Source organism: Cryobacterium sp. (assembly GCF_025463825.1).
In the GTDB taxonomy this organism is placed as follows: domain Bacteria; phylum Actinomycetota; class Actinomycetes; order Actinomycetales; family Microbacteriaceae; genus Cryobacterium.
In genome coordinates this window covers 1-19,262 of record NZ_JAODBG010000081.1, presented here as the reverse complement: position 1 = coordinate 19,262, position 19,262 = coordinate 1, and the positions used below count along the sequence as shown (strand labels likewise).

Annotated in this window: 19 protein-coding genes and 2 pseudogenes; 14 read left to right on the top strand and 7 right to left on the bottom strand. The window is 69.4% G+C overall.

Annotated features, from left to right (window positions below):
- Window positions 1-374 (bottom strand): annotated as a pseudogene (locus JWP54_RS09850) (hypothetical protein); the annotation flags it as partial.
- A 185-nt stretch (window positions 375-559) separates the two neighbouring features.
- On the opposite strand from JWP54_RS09850, the gene JWP54_RS09845 reads away from it, so the two are divergent.
- The 3 genes from JWP54_RS09845 to JWP54_RS09835 are packed head-to-tail and all read left to right on the top strand — an operon-like array spanning window position 560 to window position 2,871.
- Window positions 560-1,453, top strand: coding sequence for an alpha/beta hydrolase (locus JWP54_RS09845; RefSeq protein WP_297371123.1), 894 nt, complete (start codon window positions 560-562; stop codon window positions 1,451-1,453).
- 39 nt (window positions 1,454-1,492) lie between these two features.
- Window positions 1,493-1,870 carry a VOC family protein gene (locus tag JWP54_RS09840; RefSeq protein ID WP_297371120.1) on the top strand — a complete coding sequence of 126 codons (378 nt, stop codon included), beginning with the start codon at window positions 1,493-1,495 and terminating at the stop codon, window positions 1,868-1,870.
- 29 nt (window positions 1,871-1,899) lie between these two features.
- Complete coding sequence (locus JWP54_RS09835) at window positions 1,900-2,871, top strand: NAD(P)-dependent alcohol dehydrogenase (RefSeq protein ID WP_297371118.1); 972 nt, start codon at window positions 1,900-1,902, stop codon at window positions 2,869-2,871.
- A 9-nt stretch (window positions 2,872-2,880) separates the two neighbouring features.
- Here the strand turns inward: JWP54_RS09835 and JWP54_RS09830 are convergent, their stop codons facing one another.
- Window positions 2,881-3,381, bottom strand: a complete 501-nt coding sequence (locus JWP54_RS09830) for a DNA alkylation repair protein (RefSeq protein WP_297371115.1) — start codon at window positions 3,379-3,381, stop codon at window positions 2,881-2,883.
- A gap of 81 nt (window positions 3,382-3,462) precedes the next feature.
- Here JWP54_RS09830 and JWP54_RS09825 point away from each other — a divergent pair.
- The 7 genes and pseudogenes from JWP54_RS09825 to JWP54_RS09795 form a co-directional block, all read left to right on the top strand.
- Window positions 3,463-3,618: pseudogene (locus JWP54_RS09825) on the top strand (DUF664 domain-containing protein); the annotation flags it as partial.
- Window positions 3,619-3,680: 62 nt separating this feature from the next.
- Window positions 3,681-4,043: a DUF664 domain-containing protein gene (locus JWP54_RS09820; RefSeq protein WP_297371112.1), complete on the top strand. Its 363-nt coding sequence runs from the start codon at window positions 3,681-3,683 to the stop codon at window positions 4,041-4,043.
- A 139-nt stretch (window positions 4,044-4,182) separates the two neighbouring features.
- Complete coding sequence (locus tag JWP54_RS09815; RefSeq protein ID WP_297371108.1) at window positions 4,183-5,181, top strand: substrate-binding domain-containing protein; 999 nt, start codon at window positions 4,183-4,185, stop codon at window positions 5,179-5,181.
- Entirely contained in the window at window positions 5,178-6,227 is a 1,050-nt protein-coding gene (locus JWP54_RS09810; protein ID WP_297371105.1) for an ABC transporter permease, read from the top strand. Before JWP54_RS09815 ends, JWP54_RS09810 begins: the two co-directional genes overlap by 4 nt.
- A complete protein-coding gene (locus JWP54_RS09805) occupies window positions 6,224-7,006 on the top strand; it encodes an ATP-binding cassette domain-containing protein (protein WP_297371102.1) in 783 nt (260 codons plus the stop codon). Before JWP54_RS09810 ends, JWP54_RS09805 begins: the two co-directional genes overlap by 4 nt.
- 90 nt (window positions 7,007-7,096) lie before the next feature.
- Window positions 7,097-7,576 carry a hypothetical protein gene (locus JWP54_RS09800; protein WP_297371099.1) on the top strand — a complete coding sequence of 160 codons (480 nt, stop codon included), beginning with the start codon at window positions 7,097-7,099 and terminating at the stop codon, window positions 7,574-7,576.
- Between the two features lie 333 nt (window positions 7,577-7,909).
- Entirely contained in the window at window positions 7,910-10,480 is a 2,571-nt protein-coding gene (locus tag JWP54_RS09795) for an ATP-dependent Clp protease ATP-binding subunit (protein ID WP_297371097.1), read from the top strand.
- Between the two features lie 99 nt (window positions 10,481-10,579).
- On the opposite strand, the gene JWP54_RS09790 is transcribed toward JWP54_RS09795, so the two are convergent.
- Entirely contained in the window at window positions 10,580-12,757 is a 2,178-nt protein-coding gene (locus tag JWP54_RS09790; RefSeq protein WP_297371094.1) for a glutamine synthetase III, read from the bottom strand.
- Between the two features lie 247 nt (window positions 12,758-13,004).
- On the opposite strand from JWP54_RS09790, the gene JWP54_RS09785 reads away from it, so the two are divergent.
- Entirely contained in the window at window positions 13,005-15,242 is a 2,238-nt protein-coding gene (locus tag JWP54_RS09785; protein ID WP_297371091.1) for a UvrD-helicase domain-containing protein, read from the top strand.
- 167 nt (window positions 15,243-15,409) lie between these two features.
- On the opposite strand, the gene JWP54_RS09780 is transcribed toward JWP54_RS09785, so the two are convergent.
- From JWP54_RS09780 to JWP54_RS09770, 3 genes are all read right to left on the bottom strand, one after another.
- Entirely contained in the window at window positions 15,410-15,985 is a 576-nt protein-coding gene (locus tag JWP54_RS09780) for a TetR/AcrR family transcriptional regulator (protein ID WP_297371088.1), read from the bottom strand.
- 3 nt (window positions 15,986-15,988) lie between these two features.
- Entirely contained in the window at window positions 15,989-16,489 is a 501-nt protein-coding gene (locus JWP54_RS09775) for a hypothetical protein (protein WP_297371085.1), read from the bottom strand.
- A 103-nt stretch (window positions 16,490-16,592) separates the two neighbouring features.
- A complete protein-coding gene (locus tag JWP54_RS09770; protein ID WP_297371082.1) occupies window positions 16,593-16,910 on the bottom strand; it encodes a hypothetical protein in 318 nt (105 codons plus the stop codon).
- A 181-nt stretch (window positions 16,911-17,091) separates the two neighbouring features.
- Between JWP54_RS09770 and JWP54_RS09765 the strand changes: the two genes are divergently transcribed.
- The 3 genes from JWP54_RS09765 (at window position 17,092) to JWP54_RS09755 (ending at window position 18,745) form a co-directional block, all read left to right on the top strand.
- Window positions 17,092-17,454, top strand: coding sequence for an NAD(P)H-hydrate epimerase (locus JWP54_RS09765; RefSeq protein WP_297371079.1), 363 nt, complete (start codon window positions 17,092-17,094; stop codon window positions 17,452-17,454).
- A 156-nt stretch (window positions 17,455-17,610) separates the two neighbouring features.
- On the top strand, window positions 17,611-17,832 hold the full coding sequence (locus tag JWP54_RS09760; protein WP_297371075.1) for an NAD(P)H-hydrate epimerase: 222 nt from the start codon (window positions 17,611-17,613) through the stop codon (window positions 17,830-17,832).
- A gap of 151 nt (window positions 17,833-17,983) precedes the next feature.
- Window positions 17,984-18,745, top strand: coding sequence for an SDR family NAD(P)-dependent oxidoreductase (locus JWP54_RS09755; RefSeq protein ID WP_297371072.1), 762 nt, complete (start codon window positions 17,984-17,986; stop codon window positions 18,743-18,745).
- 69 nt (window positions 18,746-18,814) lie between these two features.
- Here the strand turns inward: JWP54_RS09755 and JWP54_RS09750 are convergent.
- The coding region (locus JWP54_RS09750; RefSeq protein ID WP_297371069.1) for a glutathione S-transferase C-terminal domain-containing protein at window positions 18,815-19,262 on the bottom strand (448 nt) is incomplete at its 5' end.

Genomic DNA, 19,262 nt, shown 5'->3' with positions numbered 1-19,262 from the left:
GCTTCGGTGTCGGCGAGCATCCTCCCGACGTCGACGAGCTTGCGGGCGTCCTGCCGGGTGGAACCGGTCAGGTCCTGGATCAGCTCGGCCGGGCCGAGGAAGCCCTGCTGCGCCGCCAGGCCCTGCTGGCCCAGCTCGGGCCGGGAGCGGTGCGCGAGGGCTTTGGCCATCCAGGTCTGCCGGGTTTCGACCAGGTGACCCAGCCGGGCCAGCTCCCGTTGACCGGCCAGCAACTCCGCATCCGAGAGGGTGTCGTAGTCGGTGCTGCACGCCCCCAAATGTTCAACGGCTTCGACCGCGGCGACCAGTGAATCTGCGGGCACACCCGGTCCAGGCAGGGTACCGGGGGCGGAAGTGTCTGCGAAGGTGGACATGCAGACAATGTAGCCCGATGTCGTATCTTTGTGTTACGACAAGCAAGGCTGTGGAGAACTTCTCCAGCCCTGCGCGCACACGTGAGACCGGCGCGACCGACGCGTAGGTTCTTCGGCAATCGCAATCTGCGCGGTCCCCGCATGTCGCGGTGGTCCACTCGGTGAATCCGACCTACGCTGTGCAAATGGTCTACGTCTACGATGTGCGGCTGTCCGACGGCCACGTGCTGCGGGTGCATGACACCGAGGATGGCCATCCCGACGACGAATACGGCGATCGCCCAGCAGTCGCCGACACGGTGCTCACCGTGCTGTGGCAGCACGGGTCGCCGCAGACCGGTGCCCTGCTCGAGCCCCTCCTCGCGGCCGCCGCCCAGCGCCGCATCCGCCTGGTGTCGTATGGGCGGCCCAGCTATGGCGGCTCTACCCCGCGGCCCGGCCGAACCGTTGCCTCGGCCGCGGCCGACGTTGCCGCGATCATGGCCGCCCGGGGCGTCGACAGGTTCGCGGTGATGGGCGCCTCGGGCGGTGGACCGCACGCCCTGGCCTGCGCCGCGCTGTTACCCGGTCGGGTGAGCGCGGTGGCGTGCCTGGCGGCCCTCGCGCCGTTCGATGCCGGCGGCCTCGACTTCTTCGCCGGGATGTCCGACGGCGCCGCCCTGCAGGCCGCACTGGCCGGCCGGCCGGCCCGCGAGCATTACGAAACGACCGCGGAATTCGATCCGGAAAGCTTCGTCGAACGGGACTATGCCGCGCTCGAGGGCGACTGGGCGGCGCTTGGCGCGGATGTCGGCGCCGCGGCCGCGTACGGCCCCGACGGCCTCATCGACGACGACATGGCCTTCGTCACCCCGTGGGGCTTCGATGTGGCCGACATCACAGTTCCGGTGCTGATCGTGCAGGGCGGCCGCGACCGAGTGGTTCCGCCCGGGCACGGCGCGTGGCTCGCGCGCACCTGCGCGGATGCCGAACTCTGGGAGCGACCCGACGACGGCCACATCTCCGTCCTCAATGAGTGTCCCGCAGCTCTGGACTGGCTGCGCTCGCACTCCCGACCGGACCGAACGTGCGCACGATGACAGACGGTGCGCCTGCACCGGATGAGACGAAGGAGCACCATGGACATGCGACTGGAACTGGTTCCGTTGGTATCCACCGATGCGGACCGCAGCAAGGCCTTTTACGCCGATCAGGTGGGGTTCACCGTCGACCACGACGTCGAACCGGGCAACGGAATGCGCATTGTGCAGTTGACCCCGTCGGGGTCGGCCTGTTCGATCGTGATCGGCGTCGGGATCGGCGATCCCCAGGCGGCGCCGGTCCGGGGCCTGCACCTGGTCGTGGACGATGTGGCCGCCGTGCGAAGTACTCTCGTGGGCAACGGGGTCGACGTGTCGGACATCAGCGATATGGGCGGCGTCCTCTACGCCTACTTCAGCGACCCCGACGGTAACTCCTGGGCGCTGCAGGAGATCCCCAGCGGCATCCGCCCGTAGCCCGATTCCCACGCAGAGGGAGAGTTCTCATGAAGGCCATCGTTCAAGACGGCTACGGATCGGCCGACGTGTTGCGGCTGGCCGACATCGACATCCCGGAGGTGGGCGCCACGGACGTGCTCGTTCGCGTGCACGCCGCCAGCCTCCACATCGGCGACTGGCATCTGATGGCCGGCCTGCCGTACCTGGTGCGGGTCACGGGGCTCCGCCGCCCTGGCAACCCGGTGCGCGGCATGGATGTGGCCGGCCGGGTCGAGAAGGTCGGCGCCGACGTGACCCGGTTCACGCCGGGGGACGAGGTGTTCGGAGTCGGCAACGGGTCGCTGGCCGAGTTCGTGATCGCCAAGACCGACAAGCTCGAAGCCAAACCCGACCGGCTCAGCTTCGAGCAGGCGGCCGCCGTGCCCACCTCGGCCGTCGCCGCGCTGCAGGCCGTCGCGTCGCTGAAAGCCGCGGGGGTGGGGGAGCGGGTGCTCATTCTCGGCGCCTCCGGAGCGGTCGGCGGTTACGCCGTGCAGCTGGCAACCGCGTTCGGCGCCCAGGTCACCGGGGTCGCCAGCGCCGCCAAGCTCGACTACGTGCGCTCGCTCGGAGCGGCCGTCGCTCTCGACTACGCCCAGGGCGACATCACCCGCTCCGGTGAACGCTACGACCTGGTGGTCGACACCGCCGGCCACCGGTCGGTCTCGACACTGCGCAAGCTGCTCTCGGCTCGTGGAACGCTGGTGATCGTCGGCGGTGAGGGCGGCGGCAGGGTCACCGGCGGATTCGGCCGGTCGCTGCGGGCAGCCGCCGTGTCGCCGTTCGTGACGCAGAAGCTGACCGGGTTGGTCTCCAGCGTGCGCAGGGAAGACCTGGCCACCCTGGCGGACCTGCTCGAGAGCGGGTCGATCCGGCCCGTGATCGATACGGTCTACCCGCTGGCCGGGGCAGCCACCGCGATGCGCCGGCTCACCGACGGCAGCACCAGGGGCAAGCTCGTCATCACGGTGCAGCCATGACGGGTCTCGTCATTGTGCTGCGGCAAGCAGCGGGCGCGCCAGCTCGGCGGCCCGACGCAGCCCGGTCGCGGGCTCCGTCGCCCACCGGTCGATCACGGCCGTCGCCCGGCCGCGTGCCGGGGCAGCCAACCCCGTGACCAGCGGGACGAGGACATCCGTCGCCAGCGGGTCGATCAGGGCGGGGGACCGCGCCTGGCGAAGGAAGCCCTCGATACGGGTGAGGTCGCTGGCCTGCAACATCCGCACATGCGTCTGCAGCAGCACAATGGCGGCCAGGCGACGCTCGAACACCGGCAACGCCCAGAGTTCACTGCTCAGCGCCGTGATGTCATCGTGGCTGAGCCCGGGGTAGCGACGACCGGCATCCCGGATCGTGCCGCGCACCGCACCGACCGACGCGCCATAGAACCTGAGGCCGGCGCCGCCCAGCCGGGCCCGGTCGGCATCGGCCCGTTCCCAGGAACTCTCGTTCTGCAGGGTGGCGTCCACGAACTCGCCGGCAGCACTCATCTGTCTATTCTCGCCGACGCGCCCGGTGTGAATCTGCGATCATCGTTGTCCAGCCGCGCCTGGTCTGGTTGGCTGGTCGCCATGACCGATGCCGACATGACCGCAGATCTCCGCCGCTACCTGCAGAGCGCGAGGGACGCCCTGCTCTGGAAGCTCGACGGGCTCAGCGAGTACGACCTGCGCCGACCCCTGGTCCCCACCGGCACCAACCTCCTCGGCCTGGTCAAGCACATGGCCGGCGTCGAAGCCGGGTACCTCGGCGAGACCTTCGGCCGGCCGTTCCCGAGGAGCTGCCCTGGATGGCCGAGGACGCCGAGGCGAACGCCGACATGTGGGCGGGCGCGGAGGAGACCAGCACGCAGATCGTCGCGCTGTACCGCCGGGTCTGGGCGCACTCCGAGGTCACCCTCGAGACGGTGCCGCTGGATGGCGCGGGCCGGGTGGTGTGGTGGCCGGCCGACCGCAACACCGTCACGCTGCACCGCATCCTGATCCACCTGATCAGCGAAACCCACCGGCACGCCGGGCACGCCGACATCGTGCGCGAACTGATCGACGGGGCCGTCGGCCTGCGCGTCGACAACGACAACCTGCCACCGGTCGGCCCGGACTGGTGGGCGGGCTACCGCGACCGGCTGGAGCACACCCCCCGGGACGCCTGACGCCCCGACGACGTTATTGCGCAGCCTCGGCCACGGGCGCGTTTCGTTGACGCGTAAACCTGACGCCTAAGGTGGACTGCGCCCGCAAAGCCGGCGCCACCCGCCCCGGCGGGTCCCGAACCGAAGGACGAAAGCACCCGTGTCGAGAATTCCTGCCCGTTGGGCCGTCGCCTGCGCCGCTGCCGCCGTTGCCCTGCTGACCCTCACCGCCTGCACCGGGCAGCCCATCGCCGGCGCCGGCGGCAACCCGCCGGCCGCCGCGGCCCCGGGCGCCGACACCGGCCGCACCTACGCGCTGGTGGTGCACGCCGTGCCGGGCGACGCCTTCTGGGACGTCGTGAAGAGCGGCGCCGAGGCCGCCGGAGCGCTCTACGGCACCACCGTCACGTACCAGGGCGACCCCGACGTGCAGAAGCAGAGCCAGTTGATCGAGACCGCCATCGCCGCCAAGGTCGACGGCATCATCGTGTCGATGGCCAACCCCGACGGCCTGAGCGGGGCCCTGGCGGATGCCGCGGCCGCCGACATCCCGGTCATCAGCATCAACTCCGGCGCCGAAGAATCCGCCGCGGTCGGTGCCATCACCCACGTCGGCCAGACCGAGTTCCTGGCCGGCCAGGGCGCGGGCACCAAGCTCACCGGGGCATCCGCCGGCAAGGTCATCTGCGTGATCCACGAGGCCGGTAATGCCGGGCTCGAGGACCGCTGCGCGGGCGCGGCCGACACCCTCGCCGGCACGACGAGCAACGTGCAGGTCGACATCGCCAACCTTGCGGATGCGCAGAACACCATCAAGAGCGCCCTGCTGGCCGACCCCAGCATCGACGGGATCCTCACCCTCAACTCCGCCGTGGGAGTGGCCGCGGCCCAGGCCGCGGCCGAGGCCGGCAGCGACGCCATGATCGGCACCTTCGATGTCTCCGCCGACGTCACCGCGCTGATCGAGGACGGCAGCATCCTCTTCGCCGTGGACCAGCAGCCCTACCTGCAGGGCTACCTGCCGGTGAGCTTCTTCGAGCTGTTCTACACGAACGGGAACGTCGTGGGCGGCAGCCAGCCGGTGTACTCCGGGCCGGGCTTCGTCACCAAGGAGAACGCCGGCCAGGTCGCCGAGTTCGCAGGTCAAGGCACCCGATGACCACGCTCACCCCCGTGCGGAGCCGGACCGGCGACGAACGGCTGGCGGTGACGCATCCGGTCAAACGCCTGCTGCGCCGCCCCGAGATGGGCGCTTTCATCGCCGCGCTGGTCATCTTCGGCTACTTCTCGGTGTCCACCGCCGCGTTCCTCACCCCAGCCGGCGCGGCCACCTGGCTGTACTCGGCGTCGCTGTTCGGCATCATGGCCGTCGCCGTGGCGATGCTCATGATCGGCGGAGAGTTCGACCTCTCCGCCGGAGCCATGACCGGCACGACCGGCCTGCTGGTCGGCGCGTTCACCACCCAGTGGGGCATGAACCTGTGGCTGGCCATGCTGCTGGCGCTGCTCATCGCCCTCGCAGTGGGAGCCGTCAACGGGCTGCTCGTCGTGAAGACCGGCATCCCGAGCTTCATCGTCACCCTGGCCACGTTCTTCATCCTGCAGGGGGTGAACCTGGCCGGTACCAAGCTGCTCACCGGGCAGGTCGCGATCCAGGGCATGACCCTGGTGCCCGGCTTCGAGGCCGGCAAGGTCATCTTCGGCGGGGTGATCCCGGTCTTCGGGCTGGACCTCAAGGTGTCGGTCTTCTGGTGGATCGGCCTGACGGCCGTGACCAGCTGGGTCCTGCTGCGCACCCGGTACGGCAACTGGATCTTCGCCATCGGCGGGCAGCTGCAGAGCGCCATGCAGACCGGTATCCCGGTGCGGCGCACCCGGATCGGCCTGTTCCTGGGCACCGCGGCGGCCGGCTGGCTGGTGGGCATGCTCTCGCTCTTCGACGTGGCCACGGTGCAGGCCACCACGGGCATCGGCCAGGAATTCATCTACATCATCTGCGCCGTCGTGGGCGGCTGCCTGCTCACCGGCGGCTATGGCTCGGCGATCGGCGCGGCCCTCGGGGCGCTGATCTACGGCATGATCCTGCAGGGCATCGTCTTCGCCCAGTGGGACAACAATTGGCTCAAGGCGTTCCTGGGCGGGATGCTGCTGCTCGCCGTGCTGGTGAACCTGTCGGTCCGGCGCCAGGCGGGGGTGCGCGCATGACCGGCGCAGCACCCATCCTCGAGGTGCGCGGCATCGGCAAGGTCTACGGCTCGGTGATCGCGCTCAGCGACATCTCCATTTCGGTCGGCGCGGGAGAGGTGGTCTGTGTGCTGGGCGACAACGGCGCGGGCAAGTCGACATTGCTCAAGGTGCTGGCGGGGGTGCACCCGCACACCAGCGGCGAGGTGCTGCTTGACGGCCGGGCCATCCGGTTCGCCGGCCCGCGGAACGCGCTGGACGCCGGCATCGCCACGGTGTACCAGGACCTCGCGATCGTGCCGTTGATGCCCGTGTGGCGTAACTTCTTCCTGGGCGCCGAACTCAGCTCGGGCGTCGGCCCCTTCTCGCGGTTGCGGGTGGCCGAGATGCGCGCGATCACGCTCGCCCAGCTGGGCCGGATGGGCATCGACCTGCGCGATGTGAACCAGCCGATCGGCACCCTCTCCGGCGGTGAGCGGCAGTCCGTGGCGATCGCCAGGGCCATTCACTTCGGTGCCAGGGTCGTCATCCTCGACGAACCCACGTCAGCGCTCGGCGTCAAGCAGGCCGGGGTGGTGCTGCGCTATGTGGCGCAGGCCCGCGACCGGGGCCTCGGTGTGGTCTTCGTCACTCACAACCCGCACCACGCATACCCGGTCGGCGACCGATTCCTGGTGCTCAACCGTGGCGCCAGCCTGGGCGAATTCGACAAGGCCGGCATCGGTATCGAAGAACTTACCAGGCTGATGGCCGGTGGCGCCGAGCTGGAGACGCTCGCCCGGGAGATCGAGCGCGGCTGACCCGCCGGAGCCGTCTCATCCGTTTCGGAGGATTAGCCGAGCCGGATTGGTTGCTACCGTCTGCGACGTGACCGAGGCGCACCGACCGGCGTGCCTGACAACGTGGACGGTGTCGCCCGCGCAGTGGATGGCACCTGGAATGGAGTGATTCAAATGGCTCGAGGAACAACACCGGTACTGGATGCGGCAGCCGAGATCAACGCCGTCTCGCTGGCCCGCACCGAACTGGACCCGCGCACCCTGATGATCACCCGCATTGCGGCACTGGTGGCGGTTGATGCCCCGGTCGGGTCGTACCTGCTGCATGTGGGGCCGGCAGCAGAGGTGGGACTGACCGTCGACGACATCCAGGATGTGCTCGTCGCTGTCGCCCGATCGTGGGCACACCTCGGCTGCTCTCGTCGGCGCGCAAAATCGCAGAGGCCTTCGACCTTGCCATCGAACTGGGCTCTGAGGCCGACACGCACGGAACTCACTAGTGTCGGAGTGGCCCGGTGTGGGAGCGGCGGACGCCGGCAGGGGAACGGCGGCCGACAGCAGAAGTGCGGCCGCGATGGAAATACCGAATAGTTTTCTCAGTTGTCCAACATTCTCGGCGCTTCGTCGCGCCGTTCGTGGTGCTGGGCCGGGGCGCGTGACGCGCACAGGGTCCAGTCGTCTGTGTCAGGATTCGACACATGTTTACGTAAACATGACCGACCGTTCCACATGCCCGCCCGTTGCGCAAGGACCGGCTCAGCAACCCGACGAGGAGGACGGCTCCGTCAAAACCCGCACCGAAATCGGTGCACTCAGAGAAATCCCAGCCTGCGGCGGGAATGAATGCGGCCCTCCAACGTTGACCTGAGTCGAGGGCGCTCAACTTTGGGATTCGCCCTCGTTCAGATTCCCCAGGAGGATTTCTTGCCTACATACTTCGGTCCGGCCGGATCCGAGAACGGTTCGTTCGACGAGTTCCTGGCCCGCTACCTGCAAGGCCAGCGCGCCCAGGGCGGACGACCCATCGAGATCACGCGGCTGCTCAGCCGCCGCACCCACGAACTCCTCGTGCAGGCCGCCCAGTTCGCGGTCGACCACGGCCACGCGCACGTTGATGCCCTGCACCTGCTGCGGGTCATGGTCGAGCAGGAACCCGCCGCCACGGCCATCCGCCGGGCCGGCGGGGACCCCGCCGCCATTGCGGCAGCCGCCGAGGAGCGCCTGCCGGAATCCAGCGACCAGCAGGCCACCTCGGCTCCGGCCCTCACGCCGTCGGCCCAGCGCGCCCTGCTGGATGCCCACCAGGTCGCCCGCGCTTTCGGCTCCACCTACATCGACCCTGAGCACCTGTTCTTCGCCTTCGTGGTGAACCAGGACTCACCCGTCGCCCGCGTGCTGGCCGAAGCCGGGGTCACCGCCGAGTCGCTGCAGGACGGCGCCCAGCAGGCCGAGGCCGACGAGGCCAACGGTACCGTTGTCACCAAGACCGGCGACGCATCCGATACCCCGATGCTCGACACCTACGGCATCGACCTCACCGAACGTGCCCGCTCCGGCAAGCTCGACCCGGTGATCGGCCGCAGCGACGAGATCGAACAGACCGTCGAAATCCTTTCCCGCCGCACCAAGAACAACCCGGTGTTGATCGGCGAGGCCGGCGTGGGCAAGACCGCCGTGGTCGAGGGCCTGGCCCAGGCCATCGTCGACGGCCTCGTGCCCGAGCAGTTGCGCGGCAAGCGCGTGATCGCGCTGGACCTGCCCGCCATGCTCGCGGGAACCCGGTACCGCGGCGACTTCGAAGAACGCCTCACCAAGACCATGGATGAGATCAGCGACCGCAGCGACGAGATTATCGTCTTCCTCGACGAGCTGCACACGGTGGTCGGTGCCGGCGGCGCCGGCGAGGGGGGAATGGACGCCGGCAATATCCTCAAGCCCCGCCTGGCGCGCGGTGAACTGCACGTCGTGGGCGCAACCACCGTGACCGAGTACCGCAAGGTCGAGAAGGACCCCGCCCTCGAACGCCGCTTCCAGCCCGTGCGGGTGGGGGAGCCGAGCATCGAAGATGCCGTGCAGATCCTCGCCGGCCTGCAGGGTCGCTACGCCGAGCACCACTCGGTACGCTACACGGCTGCCGCCATCCGAGCCGCCGTGGAGATGAGCGCCCGGTATGTGCCCGACCGGTTCCTGCCCGACAAGGCCATCGACCTGATCGACCAGGCCGGCGCCCGCGCCCGCCTGGCGCTCGGCTCCCGGGTCGACATCGAGGGGCTGCGCGAGCAGCAGGCCGGGCTCGAGACCGCGAAGACCATCGCCGTCGCCGCCGAGGCCTATGAGGAGGCGTCCCGGCTGCGGGACGAGTCCGAGACCCTCGTGGAGCAGATCGAGGCCGCCGAGGCCGCCCAGGGCGCGGATGCCGACCAGCCCGCACCCTCCGCCGTAGTGGACGAAGCCGAGATCGCCGCGATCATCGCCCGCGCCACGGGCATCCCGGCGAGCCGCCTCACGGCGGGCGACCGCGAGCGTCTCGCCACACTGGAAGACGATCTGCACCAGCGGGTCATCGGCCAGGACGATGCCGTGACCGTGATCGCCAAGGCCGTGCGCCGCAACCGCACCGGGATGGGCGACGCCAACCGGCCGGTCGGCAGCTTCCTGTTCCTCGGCCCGACCGGGGTGGGCAAGACCGAGCTGGCCAAGTCGCTGGCGCAGTCGCTCTTCGGCGACGAGAAGGCCATGCTGCGCTTCGACATGAGCGAGTTCAGCGAACGCCACACCGTCAGCCGGCTGGTCGGCGCCCCTCCCGGCTACGTCGGTTACGACGAGGCCGGCCAGCTGACCGAGCACGTGCGGCGCAACCCCTACTCAGTGGTGCTGCTCGACGAGATCGAGAAGGCGCACCCGGATGTCTTCAACCTGCTGCTGCAGGTGCTGGACGACGGCCGCCTGACCGACGGCCAGGGCCGCACCGTGGACTTCCGGAACACCGTCGTGATCATGACCTCCAACATCGGTTCAGAGGTGCTGGCCAGCCGCAGTGGCGCGCTCGGCTTCACCGCCGATCTGGACGGCGCCGGAAACGGTTTCGGTTCCGAGAAGGCGCTGCGTGACCGGGTGATGGCCAAGCTCCGCGAGGCCATGCGGCCCGAGTTCCTCAACCGCATCGACGAGGTCGTGCTGTTCCGCAAGCTCGACCAGGCGCAGCTCAACCGCATCGTGCGGTTGCTGCTCCACCAGACTGAGGCTCGGCTGATGGCCCAGGGTCACGCGCTCACCGTGAGCGAGGCGGCCGTGGACTGGATCGCCGAGACCGGCTACGAACCCGAGTACGGCGCCCGGCCGCTCCGCCGGGTCATCCAGCGCCAGCTCGACGACCGGATCGCCGACCTGCTGGTGGCCTCCGAACTCGGCGACGGGGGAGTGGTGGCCGTGACTGTTCAGGATGGCGCCCTGCACGTGGCGGCCGAACCGGCACGGCTGCAGCAGGCGGCCTGACCACCCGTCTCACCCGAAAAGCCCCGGCCGGACCCGTTGGTCCGGCTGGGGCTTTTCCCTGTTCAGCCACGGCCCTGGTCAGCCACGGCGTGAGTGCGGCTACAGGATGAAGAGCATCTCCTGGTAGGTCGGTAACGGCCACAGGTCATCCGCCACGATTCCTTCGAGGGCATCGGCGGCCGTGCGCACAGCTGCCATCGCCGGCAGCAGGGCGTCGCGGGCGTGCTCCGCCTCGTCGAGGGCGGAGTGCCCGGACCCGCCTTCCAGCGCCGCCTTGAGCGCGGCCAGCGTAGCGCGCAACTCACTTAGCGGGCCGCTCACCGCCAGCAGCGGCGCCGTGTCGGCCTCCACGCCGGCAGCCTTGAGGGCGCCGACGTTGACCGCCACCTCGGTCTGGTACCGAACCGCGGCCGGGAGGATCTGGGTCGTCGCAATCTCCAGGCTGAGTCGGGCCTCCACGCCGATGGTGAGCGCGTACTGCTCCAGGCCGATCTCGTAGCGGCTGTGCATCTCGCGGTGGTTGAACACCCGGTACTTCTCGAACAGCTCCAGCGCGGGCTCCGTGATCAGTTCGGGCAGGGCGTCGAGCGTGGTGCGCAGGTTCGCGAGCCCGCGCTTCTCGGCCTCGATCGGCCAGGCATCGGAGTAGCCGTCGCCGTTGAACACCACGGCGCCGTGTTCGGTGATGATCTGGGTGAGCAGAGCCTGCACCGAGGTGTCGAAGTCGGTGCCGGCGGCAACCGCGGCCTCGAGGTCGGTGGCGATGTAGTCGAGCGACTCGGCCATGATCGTGTTGATGGTGACCATCGGTCCGCTGACGGTCTGCATCGAGCCCGGGGCGCGGAACTCGAACCGGTTGCCGGTGAAGGCGAACGGGCTGGTGCGGTTGCGGTCGCCCGGGTCGGTGGGCAGCTGCGGCAGCGTGTCGACGCCGATGACCATGGTGCCCTTGTCCTTCGACGACGTCGCCGGTCCCTCGGCGAGCTGCTCGAAGACATCCGCCAGCTGGTCGCCGAGGAAGATCGAGATGATCGCCGGCGGAGCCTCGTTCGCGCCGAGGCGGTGGTCGTTGGTGGCCGAGGCGACCGACGCCCGCAGTAGACCCGCGTACTTGTGCACGGCGCGGATGACCGCGGCGCAGAAGACCAGGAACTGGGCGTTGTCGTGCGGGTTGTCGCCGGGGACCAGCAGGCTGCCCAGCTGATTGTTGCCCAGCGAGAAGTTCACATGCTTGCCCGAACCGTTCACGCCCTGGAACGGCTTCTCGTGGAAGAGGCACTCCATGCCGTGCTTCTTGGCGATCGTCTTGAACGTGGTCATCAACAGCTGCTGGTGATCGGCTGCGATGTTGCCGCGTTCGAACATCGGCGCGATTTCGAACTGGCCGGGGGCGACCTCGTTGTGGCGGGTCTTGGCGGGGATGCCCAGCTTGAACAGCTCCCGTTCGGTGTCCATCATGAAGCCGAGCACGCGCTCGGGGATGGCGCCGAAGTAGTGATCGTCGAACTCCTGGCCCTTGGGCGGTTTCGCGCCGAACAGGGTGCGGCCGGAGTTGAGCAGGTCCGGGCGGGCCAGGAAGAAATGCCGGTCGACGAGGAAGTACTCCTGCTCCGGGCCGCAGAAGGAAACCACCTTGGCCGGCTTGACGTGGCCGAAGAGGCGCAGGATGCGTTCGGCGTGTTCGCCCATCGCCTGCTGCGAGCGCAGCAGCGGCGTCTTGTGGTCGAGGGCCTCACCGGTCATCGAGACGAAGACCGTGGGGATGCACAGGGTGTTGCCGTTCGGGTTCTCCAGCACGTAGGCGGGGCTGGTGACGTCCCAGCCGGTGTAGCCGCGGGCCTCGAAGGTATTGCGCAGTCCGCCGTTGGGGAAGCTGGACGCGTCGGGCTCACCCTGGACCAGAGTCTTGCCGGCGAACTCGGCCAGCGCGGTGCCGTCGCCGACGGGTTCGAGGAAGCTGTCGTGCTTCTCGGCGGTGAGGCCGGTCAGCGGGTAGAACACGTGCGCGTAGTGCGACGCGCCCTTCTCCATCGCCCAGTCCTTCATGGCGGAGGCGACGGCGTCGGCGACGAGCGGGTCGAGCATGGCGCCGTGCTCGATGGTGGCCATGACCGACTTGTAGACGAGCTTCGGCAGCCGCTTCTGCATGACAACGCTGCTGAAGACGTTCTCACCGAAGATCTGGCCGGGGGTCTCGGCGTCGGTGAAGCTGACGGCCGGCGGCACATAGGCCTCGACATCCCTGATCGCCTGCAGGCGCATGGCATTTCCACTCATTGGTATCCCTTTGTTCTGTGCCGGTTCCCGCTACGGGTTGCGGAAATCCCTGCTCCAAATCTAGGGAGGCCGCATGCCGGTCAGATTTCGGCGACGTGACAGATTCGATCCGGCGACCGGCGACCGGCGACCGGCGACCGGCGAACGGCGAACGGCGAACGGCGAACGGCGAACGGCGGCCGGACCGGCCCGAAACCGAACCCGCCCGCCAGCGACTAAACTGGTCGTTTGATTTGAGGGGTGTTGAGTGGTCGATCAGGAGCTCGCGCGGGAACAGGACTATGTGGCGACGCTGTACGCGCGACTCGACGCGCTGCAACGCGAGGCCGAGGCCCAGCTGAAGGCTGTGCGGATGCTCGACGTCGGCGGCAACCACCAGTCCCGCTCCGAGCGCGACACCTTCGCCCGCACCTACGAGGACCGCATCGTGCAGCTGCGCGAGGTCGACGACCGCCTCGCCTTCGGCCGGCTCGAGACCGCCCCGGAAGACGGCGCCCCTGTCTACCGCTACATCGGCAGAGTGGGACTCCGCGACGAGAACCTGCAGCCCATCCTGCTCGACTGGCGGGTGCCGCAGGCCAGCGCCTTCTACCAGGCCACCGCCGCGACGCCGCTCGGCGCCCGGTCCCGCCGGCACCTGCTCTCCAACGGCCGACGAATCATCCGCATCGAAGACGAGATCCTGGATGCCGCGCTGCTCGAGGGCGACACGGCCGCCCTGCACCAGGGCGAGGGGGCGCTGCTTTCGGCTCTGACCGCCCAGCGCACCGGGCACATGTCCGACATCGTCTCGACGATCCAGGCGGAACAGGACCGCATCATCCGCTCGGAATTGAACGGCGTGCTCGTCGTGCAGGGCGGCCCCGGCACCGGCAAGACCGCCGTGGCCCTGCACCGCGCCGCCTACCTGCTCTACACGCACCGGGATCGGCTGCAGAACTCCGGTGTGCTCATCGTCGGCCCGTCCACGTCGTTCCTGCAGTACATCGAGGCCGTGCTGCCGTCGCTGGGTGAGACCGGGGTGGTGCTTGCCTCGGTGGGCCAGCTGTTCCCCGGCGTCGAGGCCAGTCACGAAGACGCGCCGGCCGTCGCAGCGCTCAAGGGCCAGATTTTCATGGCCGACCTCATTGCACGCGCCGTGAAGAGTCGCCAGAAGGTGCCCGCCACCAGCCAGAAGCTGCTCGTGAACGGCGACACCCTGGTGCTCAAGCCGCAGTTGATCGAGGCCGCGATCCATCGGGCCCGCGCCGGCGGCAAACCGCACAACGAGGCCCGGGTCGTTTTCGTCAAGCACGCCCTCAACGCGCTCGCCCGCGAATGGCTCGAGCAGCTGCAGAAGCAGGGCCGGTCGATGGACGACACCGACCTGCCGATGTTGCGCGAGGACCTGCGCCTGGCTGACGACGTGCGGGTGGCGCTGAACACCGCGTGGCTGCCGCTGACCCCGCAGAAGCTCGTGCAGGACCTCTACGCACGGCCGCAGTGGCTGGAAGAACTCACCCCGCGCTGGCGGGCCGCCCAGCGCGCTCTGCTCCACCGCCCGCGCGCCGCCGAGTTCACCATCGCCGATGTCCCACTGCTCGACGAAGCGGCCGAACACCTCGGCGAATACAGCGCCGTGGACGCCGCCGCGAAGCGTGAGGCCAAGGAACAGCGGAAGCGCGACATCGAGAACGCCGAGCTGGCGATCAAGAACATGGACGTGAAGGGGCTCGTCAACGCGAAGTCCCTCGCCGACAACTTCGCCGAACTCGGCGACCGGGCCACGACCGCCGAACGCGCTGCCCTTGACCGCAGCTGGACCTACGGACACGTGATCGTGGACGAGGCGCAGGAGCTCTCGCCGATGCAGTGGCGGCTACTGATGCGCCGCGGCCCGCGCCGGTCGTTCACCATCGTCGGGGACATCGCCCAGGCCGCCGCGGCCGCCGCGGCCGACAGCTGGCGGGAGGCTCTCGCCCCGGTGCTCGAGGCGTCCTTCGAGGCCGACCGTTGGCGCCTGGAGGAGCTGACGGTGAACTACCGAACGCCCAGTCAGATCTCCGAGGCCGCCGAGAAGATGGCGGTGGCGCACGGCCTGCCGATCACGGCCTCCCGCACGGTGCGAGCCAGCGACTGGCCCGTCGCGGTGCTCACGGACACGGTGGATGCGCTGCGGCGCGAACGCGCTCTCGGCGCGGGTGGCACCGTGGCGGTGATCGTGGTGGAGGAGAACATCGACGCCCTGGCCCAGGCCCTCGACGCCGAGTTCGGCGACATCGTCGGGCGCGGCGCGCTCGGGCTGTTGCGGGATGTGGCGCTGCTCACCCCGCAGGACTCCAAGGGGCTCGAGTTCGACGCGGCAATCGTGGTGGACCCCACCGCCATCGTCGCGGCCTCCGAACGCGGCGCGGGGGCGCTTTACGTGGCGATGACCCGAGCCACCCAGCGCCTGTACCTGGTGAGCGACGGCCCCCTGCCGATGGGCTTGACCGACCTCGCGTAGCGCCGGCGCGGATCCGCCCGGCGCTGACTTGCCATTTGAGGCCCCCTCGTTGCGCGCCGATGGGCCCCAACTGGCAACTCACCCGGGAGACCTCGCCGACTTGCCACTTGAGGCCCCCTCGTTGCGCGCCGATGGGCCCCAACTGGCACCTCGGCGTGGGCGCCGGACTACCTCAGCGGCCGGAAGGCCTGCATCGTTGAGAGCAGGGCCTCCGGGTTGAAGGAGCTCGGGTTGCGGATCGCGTGAATCGAGGCGCCCTGAATGAGGGCGACGACCGTGGCCGCGAGGTCGTCACCCGAGCGCGCGGTGCCCGCCGTCACCTCGCGGCAGACCGGCACGAAGGCCTCCAGGTAGCGGCCGAAGGACACCTCGATGCGGTCGCGGAACAGGTCTTCGCGCCGGGAGAAGTAGAAAGCGAAGAGCAGCTCGACGCTCGCGTGGTACTCGGCCAGGCGTTCCAGCTCGACCCGGACCATCCCCTCGAGCCGGTCCCACGGAGCCCGCTTGGCCAGGTCGGGGTCGGTGAGGGCGTCGAGGGTGCCGTCGAGCAACACGTCCAGCAGCGCCTGCAGCAGGCCGTCTTTGGATTGGAAGTGGAAGAACACCAGGCCGGGGGAGATGCCCGCCGCGGTGGCGACCCGGCGGGCGGTGACGGCGTCCAGGCCCTCGGTGAGGGCGATCTGGTACGCGGCGGCCAGGATCGCGTCACAGCGTTCCTGTTCGGGCAGTTTCGGTCCGCCCATCGGTCAGCCGTTCGACGTGGAGCGGTCGCCGGCGCCACGGTTGACGCGGCGCCGGGTGTCCGGGCGCTGGGCGGCCCGGTGATCCCGCCAGGCCCGCCAGGCGCCGGTCGACCACAGCGCCCAGAGCACCAGCACCGGCTGGAAGAGCAGCCGGATGGTGCGGTCGAGGTCGGTGTTCAGACCGAACGAGTCGGTGTGCGTGACCAGCTGGGAGATATTGCCCGGGAAAATGGCGACGAAGAACACCGCCACGATCCAGCCGACCTGCACGCGGTAGCGGCCGAGGGCCAGGAGCGCGGCGCCGAGGACAATCTCCACGATGCCGGAAGCCACCACCACGAAGTCGCCCTCGAGCGGCAGCCAGGTGGGCACCTGCGCCAGGAATGCCTCGCGGTTGACGGTGAGGTGGCTGATGCCGGCTATCAGCAGGAAGGCGCCGAGTACCAGGCGGAAGAAGGTGCGAAGAATCGTGGTGCGTTTCTTCTGCGGGGCGAAGAGGGTCATGGGGTGCGGCTTCCGGGTGGGTCATCCAGGGTGAGGCGGTTCGCCCACCTTATATTGATCACCGGATCAATGATCAGCCGGTCAATAACCGGCCAGCCGCTGGCTACGTGCTGGCGGCGGCCACCAGCGCCGCCACCTCGGCGTCCGTGCGCGCCTCGAAGACGCCCCACATCACGTGGGTCGGCCCGCTGCCGTCACTGCCCGCCACGGAGGGGCGGCTGATCCACCGCTGGGCGGCCGCCGCCGCTCCGAGCGCCGCGAGCGACGGTGCGATTGTGGTCTTGCGCAACGTGCCCGCCACCACGCTGCCGTCGCTGCCGCGCCGCCAGCCGCGGCTGTGAGCCAGGACCTGGCCCACTTCCTCGTCGGTCAGCCAGCGCGAAAAGCTCCGACCGGGCGGATCGATCTGAGTCAGCTTCATGGCCCCAGCCTAATCTCGGGCCGGCCCGCACGTCAGGGCAGGATCAGGGGAGGTCGGCCTTCAGTCGGTCGACATCCTCGAGCGGCACAGATGGCACCGCCAGGGTGGGAATGCCTCGGTTGCGCGGGGCGCCGGCGGGGGACGCCCGCTCACCGGCAGTGGCTCGGCGTAGAGTGGCCGCGTGCAGACCTACACGGCAGCGCAGGTGCGCGAGGCCGAGGCCCCGTTCCTCGAGCGCGGCGTCCCGCTGATGGCCCGGGCGGCCGCAGCGCTGGCGAACGAGGCCGAGGCCCTGCTCGACGAACACCGCCGAGGTGTGGTCGGCGCCCGGGTCCTGGTGCTGGCCGGCTCCGGGAACAACGGCGGCGATGCCCTGTATGCGGCGGAAGCGTTGGCGGCCCGGGGCGCCGAGGTGAGTGTTCTGCCCACCAGTGCACGCCTGCATCAGGGGCCCTGGAGGCGGCCATCGCGGCCGGCGCCGCCCTTCGACCCCGGGACGAGCCGGCGGAGGCCATCGGCGTCCTGGCGCAGGCAGCCGATCTGATCCTCGACGGCATCCTGGGCACCGGCACGAGTGGTGACCCGGCGCTACGTTGGCCGGCGCGGGCCGCGGTCGCGGCAATCCTGCCCGTTCTCAGCCCTCCGGACCAGACCCCATCCGGGCAGGCGGATGCCGGCCCACAATCGAGGCGCCCTGGCGGTGGCAGTCGACCTGCCCAGCGGCATCGGCGAGGACGACGGCAGCGTGCCGGATCCCACGGTACTGCCCGCCGACCTCACGGTGACCTTCGGCGGCTGCAAGGTCGGACTGCTGCGGCGCCCTGCGGCAGACTGCGCCGGCCGGATCGTGGTGGCGGATATCGGCATCGGCGACGAGCTGGAGCGCATCCGCCGCCGCGGTCTCGGGCCGTCTGAACGGTGACGTGCTGCCCTCTCCGGGTGTCTCGTGGCTGTGGAGTCTGCGGGAATAGGTCGCGGTTCGGCTCGTGACCCCATAAAGTAGTATCAGACGGAACAGTGTTCCGCCGTGCAGAACGCTAGAGCAACCGACAGACTCACAGAGGAGCACCACCATGACCGCGAACCCCTTCGACCTCACCGGCAAGGTGGCCATCGTCACGGGAGCGAGCAGCGGCATCGGACTCGCCATGGCCGAAGGGCTCGCCGCCGCTGGCGCCGACATCGTCGGCGTGAGCGTCAACATGCCCATGACGGGTAGCGAGGTCTCCCAGCGGGTCGAGGCGCTCGGCCGCACGTTCACCCCCTACGACGCCGATTTCGCCGACCGTGCGGCCATCACCGCCCTGGGCACGGAGCTCGCCGCGCTCAACGCCGACATCCTCATCAACAATGCCGGCACCATCCGCCGCGCCCCGGCCGCCGAGCACTCCGACGCATTCTGGGACGAGGTAATCGCCGTGAACCTGTCGTCGCAGTTCGTGCTCAGCCGCGCCATCGGAACCAACATGGTCGCCCGCGGCCACGGCAAGATCATCTTCACCGGCTCCCTGCTGAGCTTCCAGGGCGGCGTGAACGTCCCCGGCTACACCGCCTCCAAGTCGGCCGTCGTCGGCCTGGCTAAGGCGCTGTCGAACGAATGGGCGGCCTCCGGCGTCAACGTGAACGCCATCGCACCCGGCTACATTGCCACCGCGAACACCACAGATCTGCGCGCAGACGCCGAACGGTCCGACGCGATCCTCGTGCGCATCCCGGCCGGCCGCTGGGGCGAAGCCTCCGACCTGGGCGGTGCCGCGGTGTTCCTCTCCAGCAGCGCATCCGACTACATCAGCGGCATCACGTTGCCGGTCGACGGCGGCTGGCTCGGTCGCTAGACCGCAACTCGGATAAGAGGCCGCGAGCGCTGAGGCCGTCGGGCGGAACGAGATTCCGCGGTGGACTGCTTAGAGCGCGGGAACCCGCTCGGACGCCAGCGGGGCCTCCGGCGGAGTACCGTCGCCGAACGGCCGGCCACCCAGGCTCTCGCGCCCGTGCGCGGTCAGCCACACCGACGCATCCGGTCCGGCGGGCACTATGCCGGTGGGGTTGATGTCGCTGTGCGTCACGTAGTAGTGCCGCTTGATCTGGTCGAAGTCGATGGTGTCGCCGAAGCCCGGGGTCTGGAACAGGTCGCGGCTGTAGTTCCACAGCACCGGCAGCTCGGTGAGCTTGGACCGGTTGCACTTGAAGTGCCCGTGGTAGACCGCGTCGAAGCGGACCAGGGTCGTGAACAGCCGCACGTCGGCCTCGGTGATCGCATCGCCCATCAGGTAGCGACGATCGGTCAGCCGCTCCTCGAGCCAGTCGAGGGCGACGAACAGGCGGTCGTACGCCGCGTCGTACGTCTCCTGC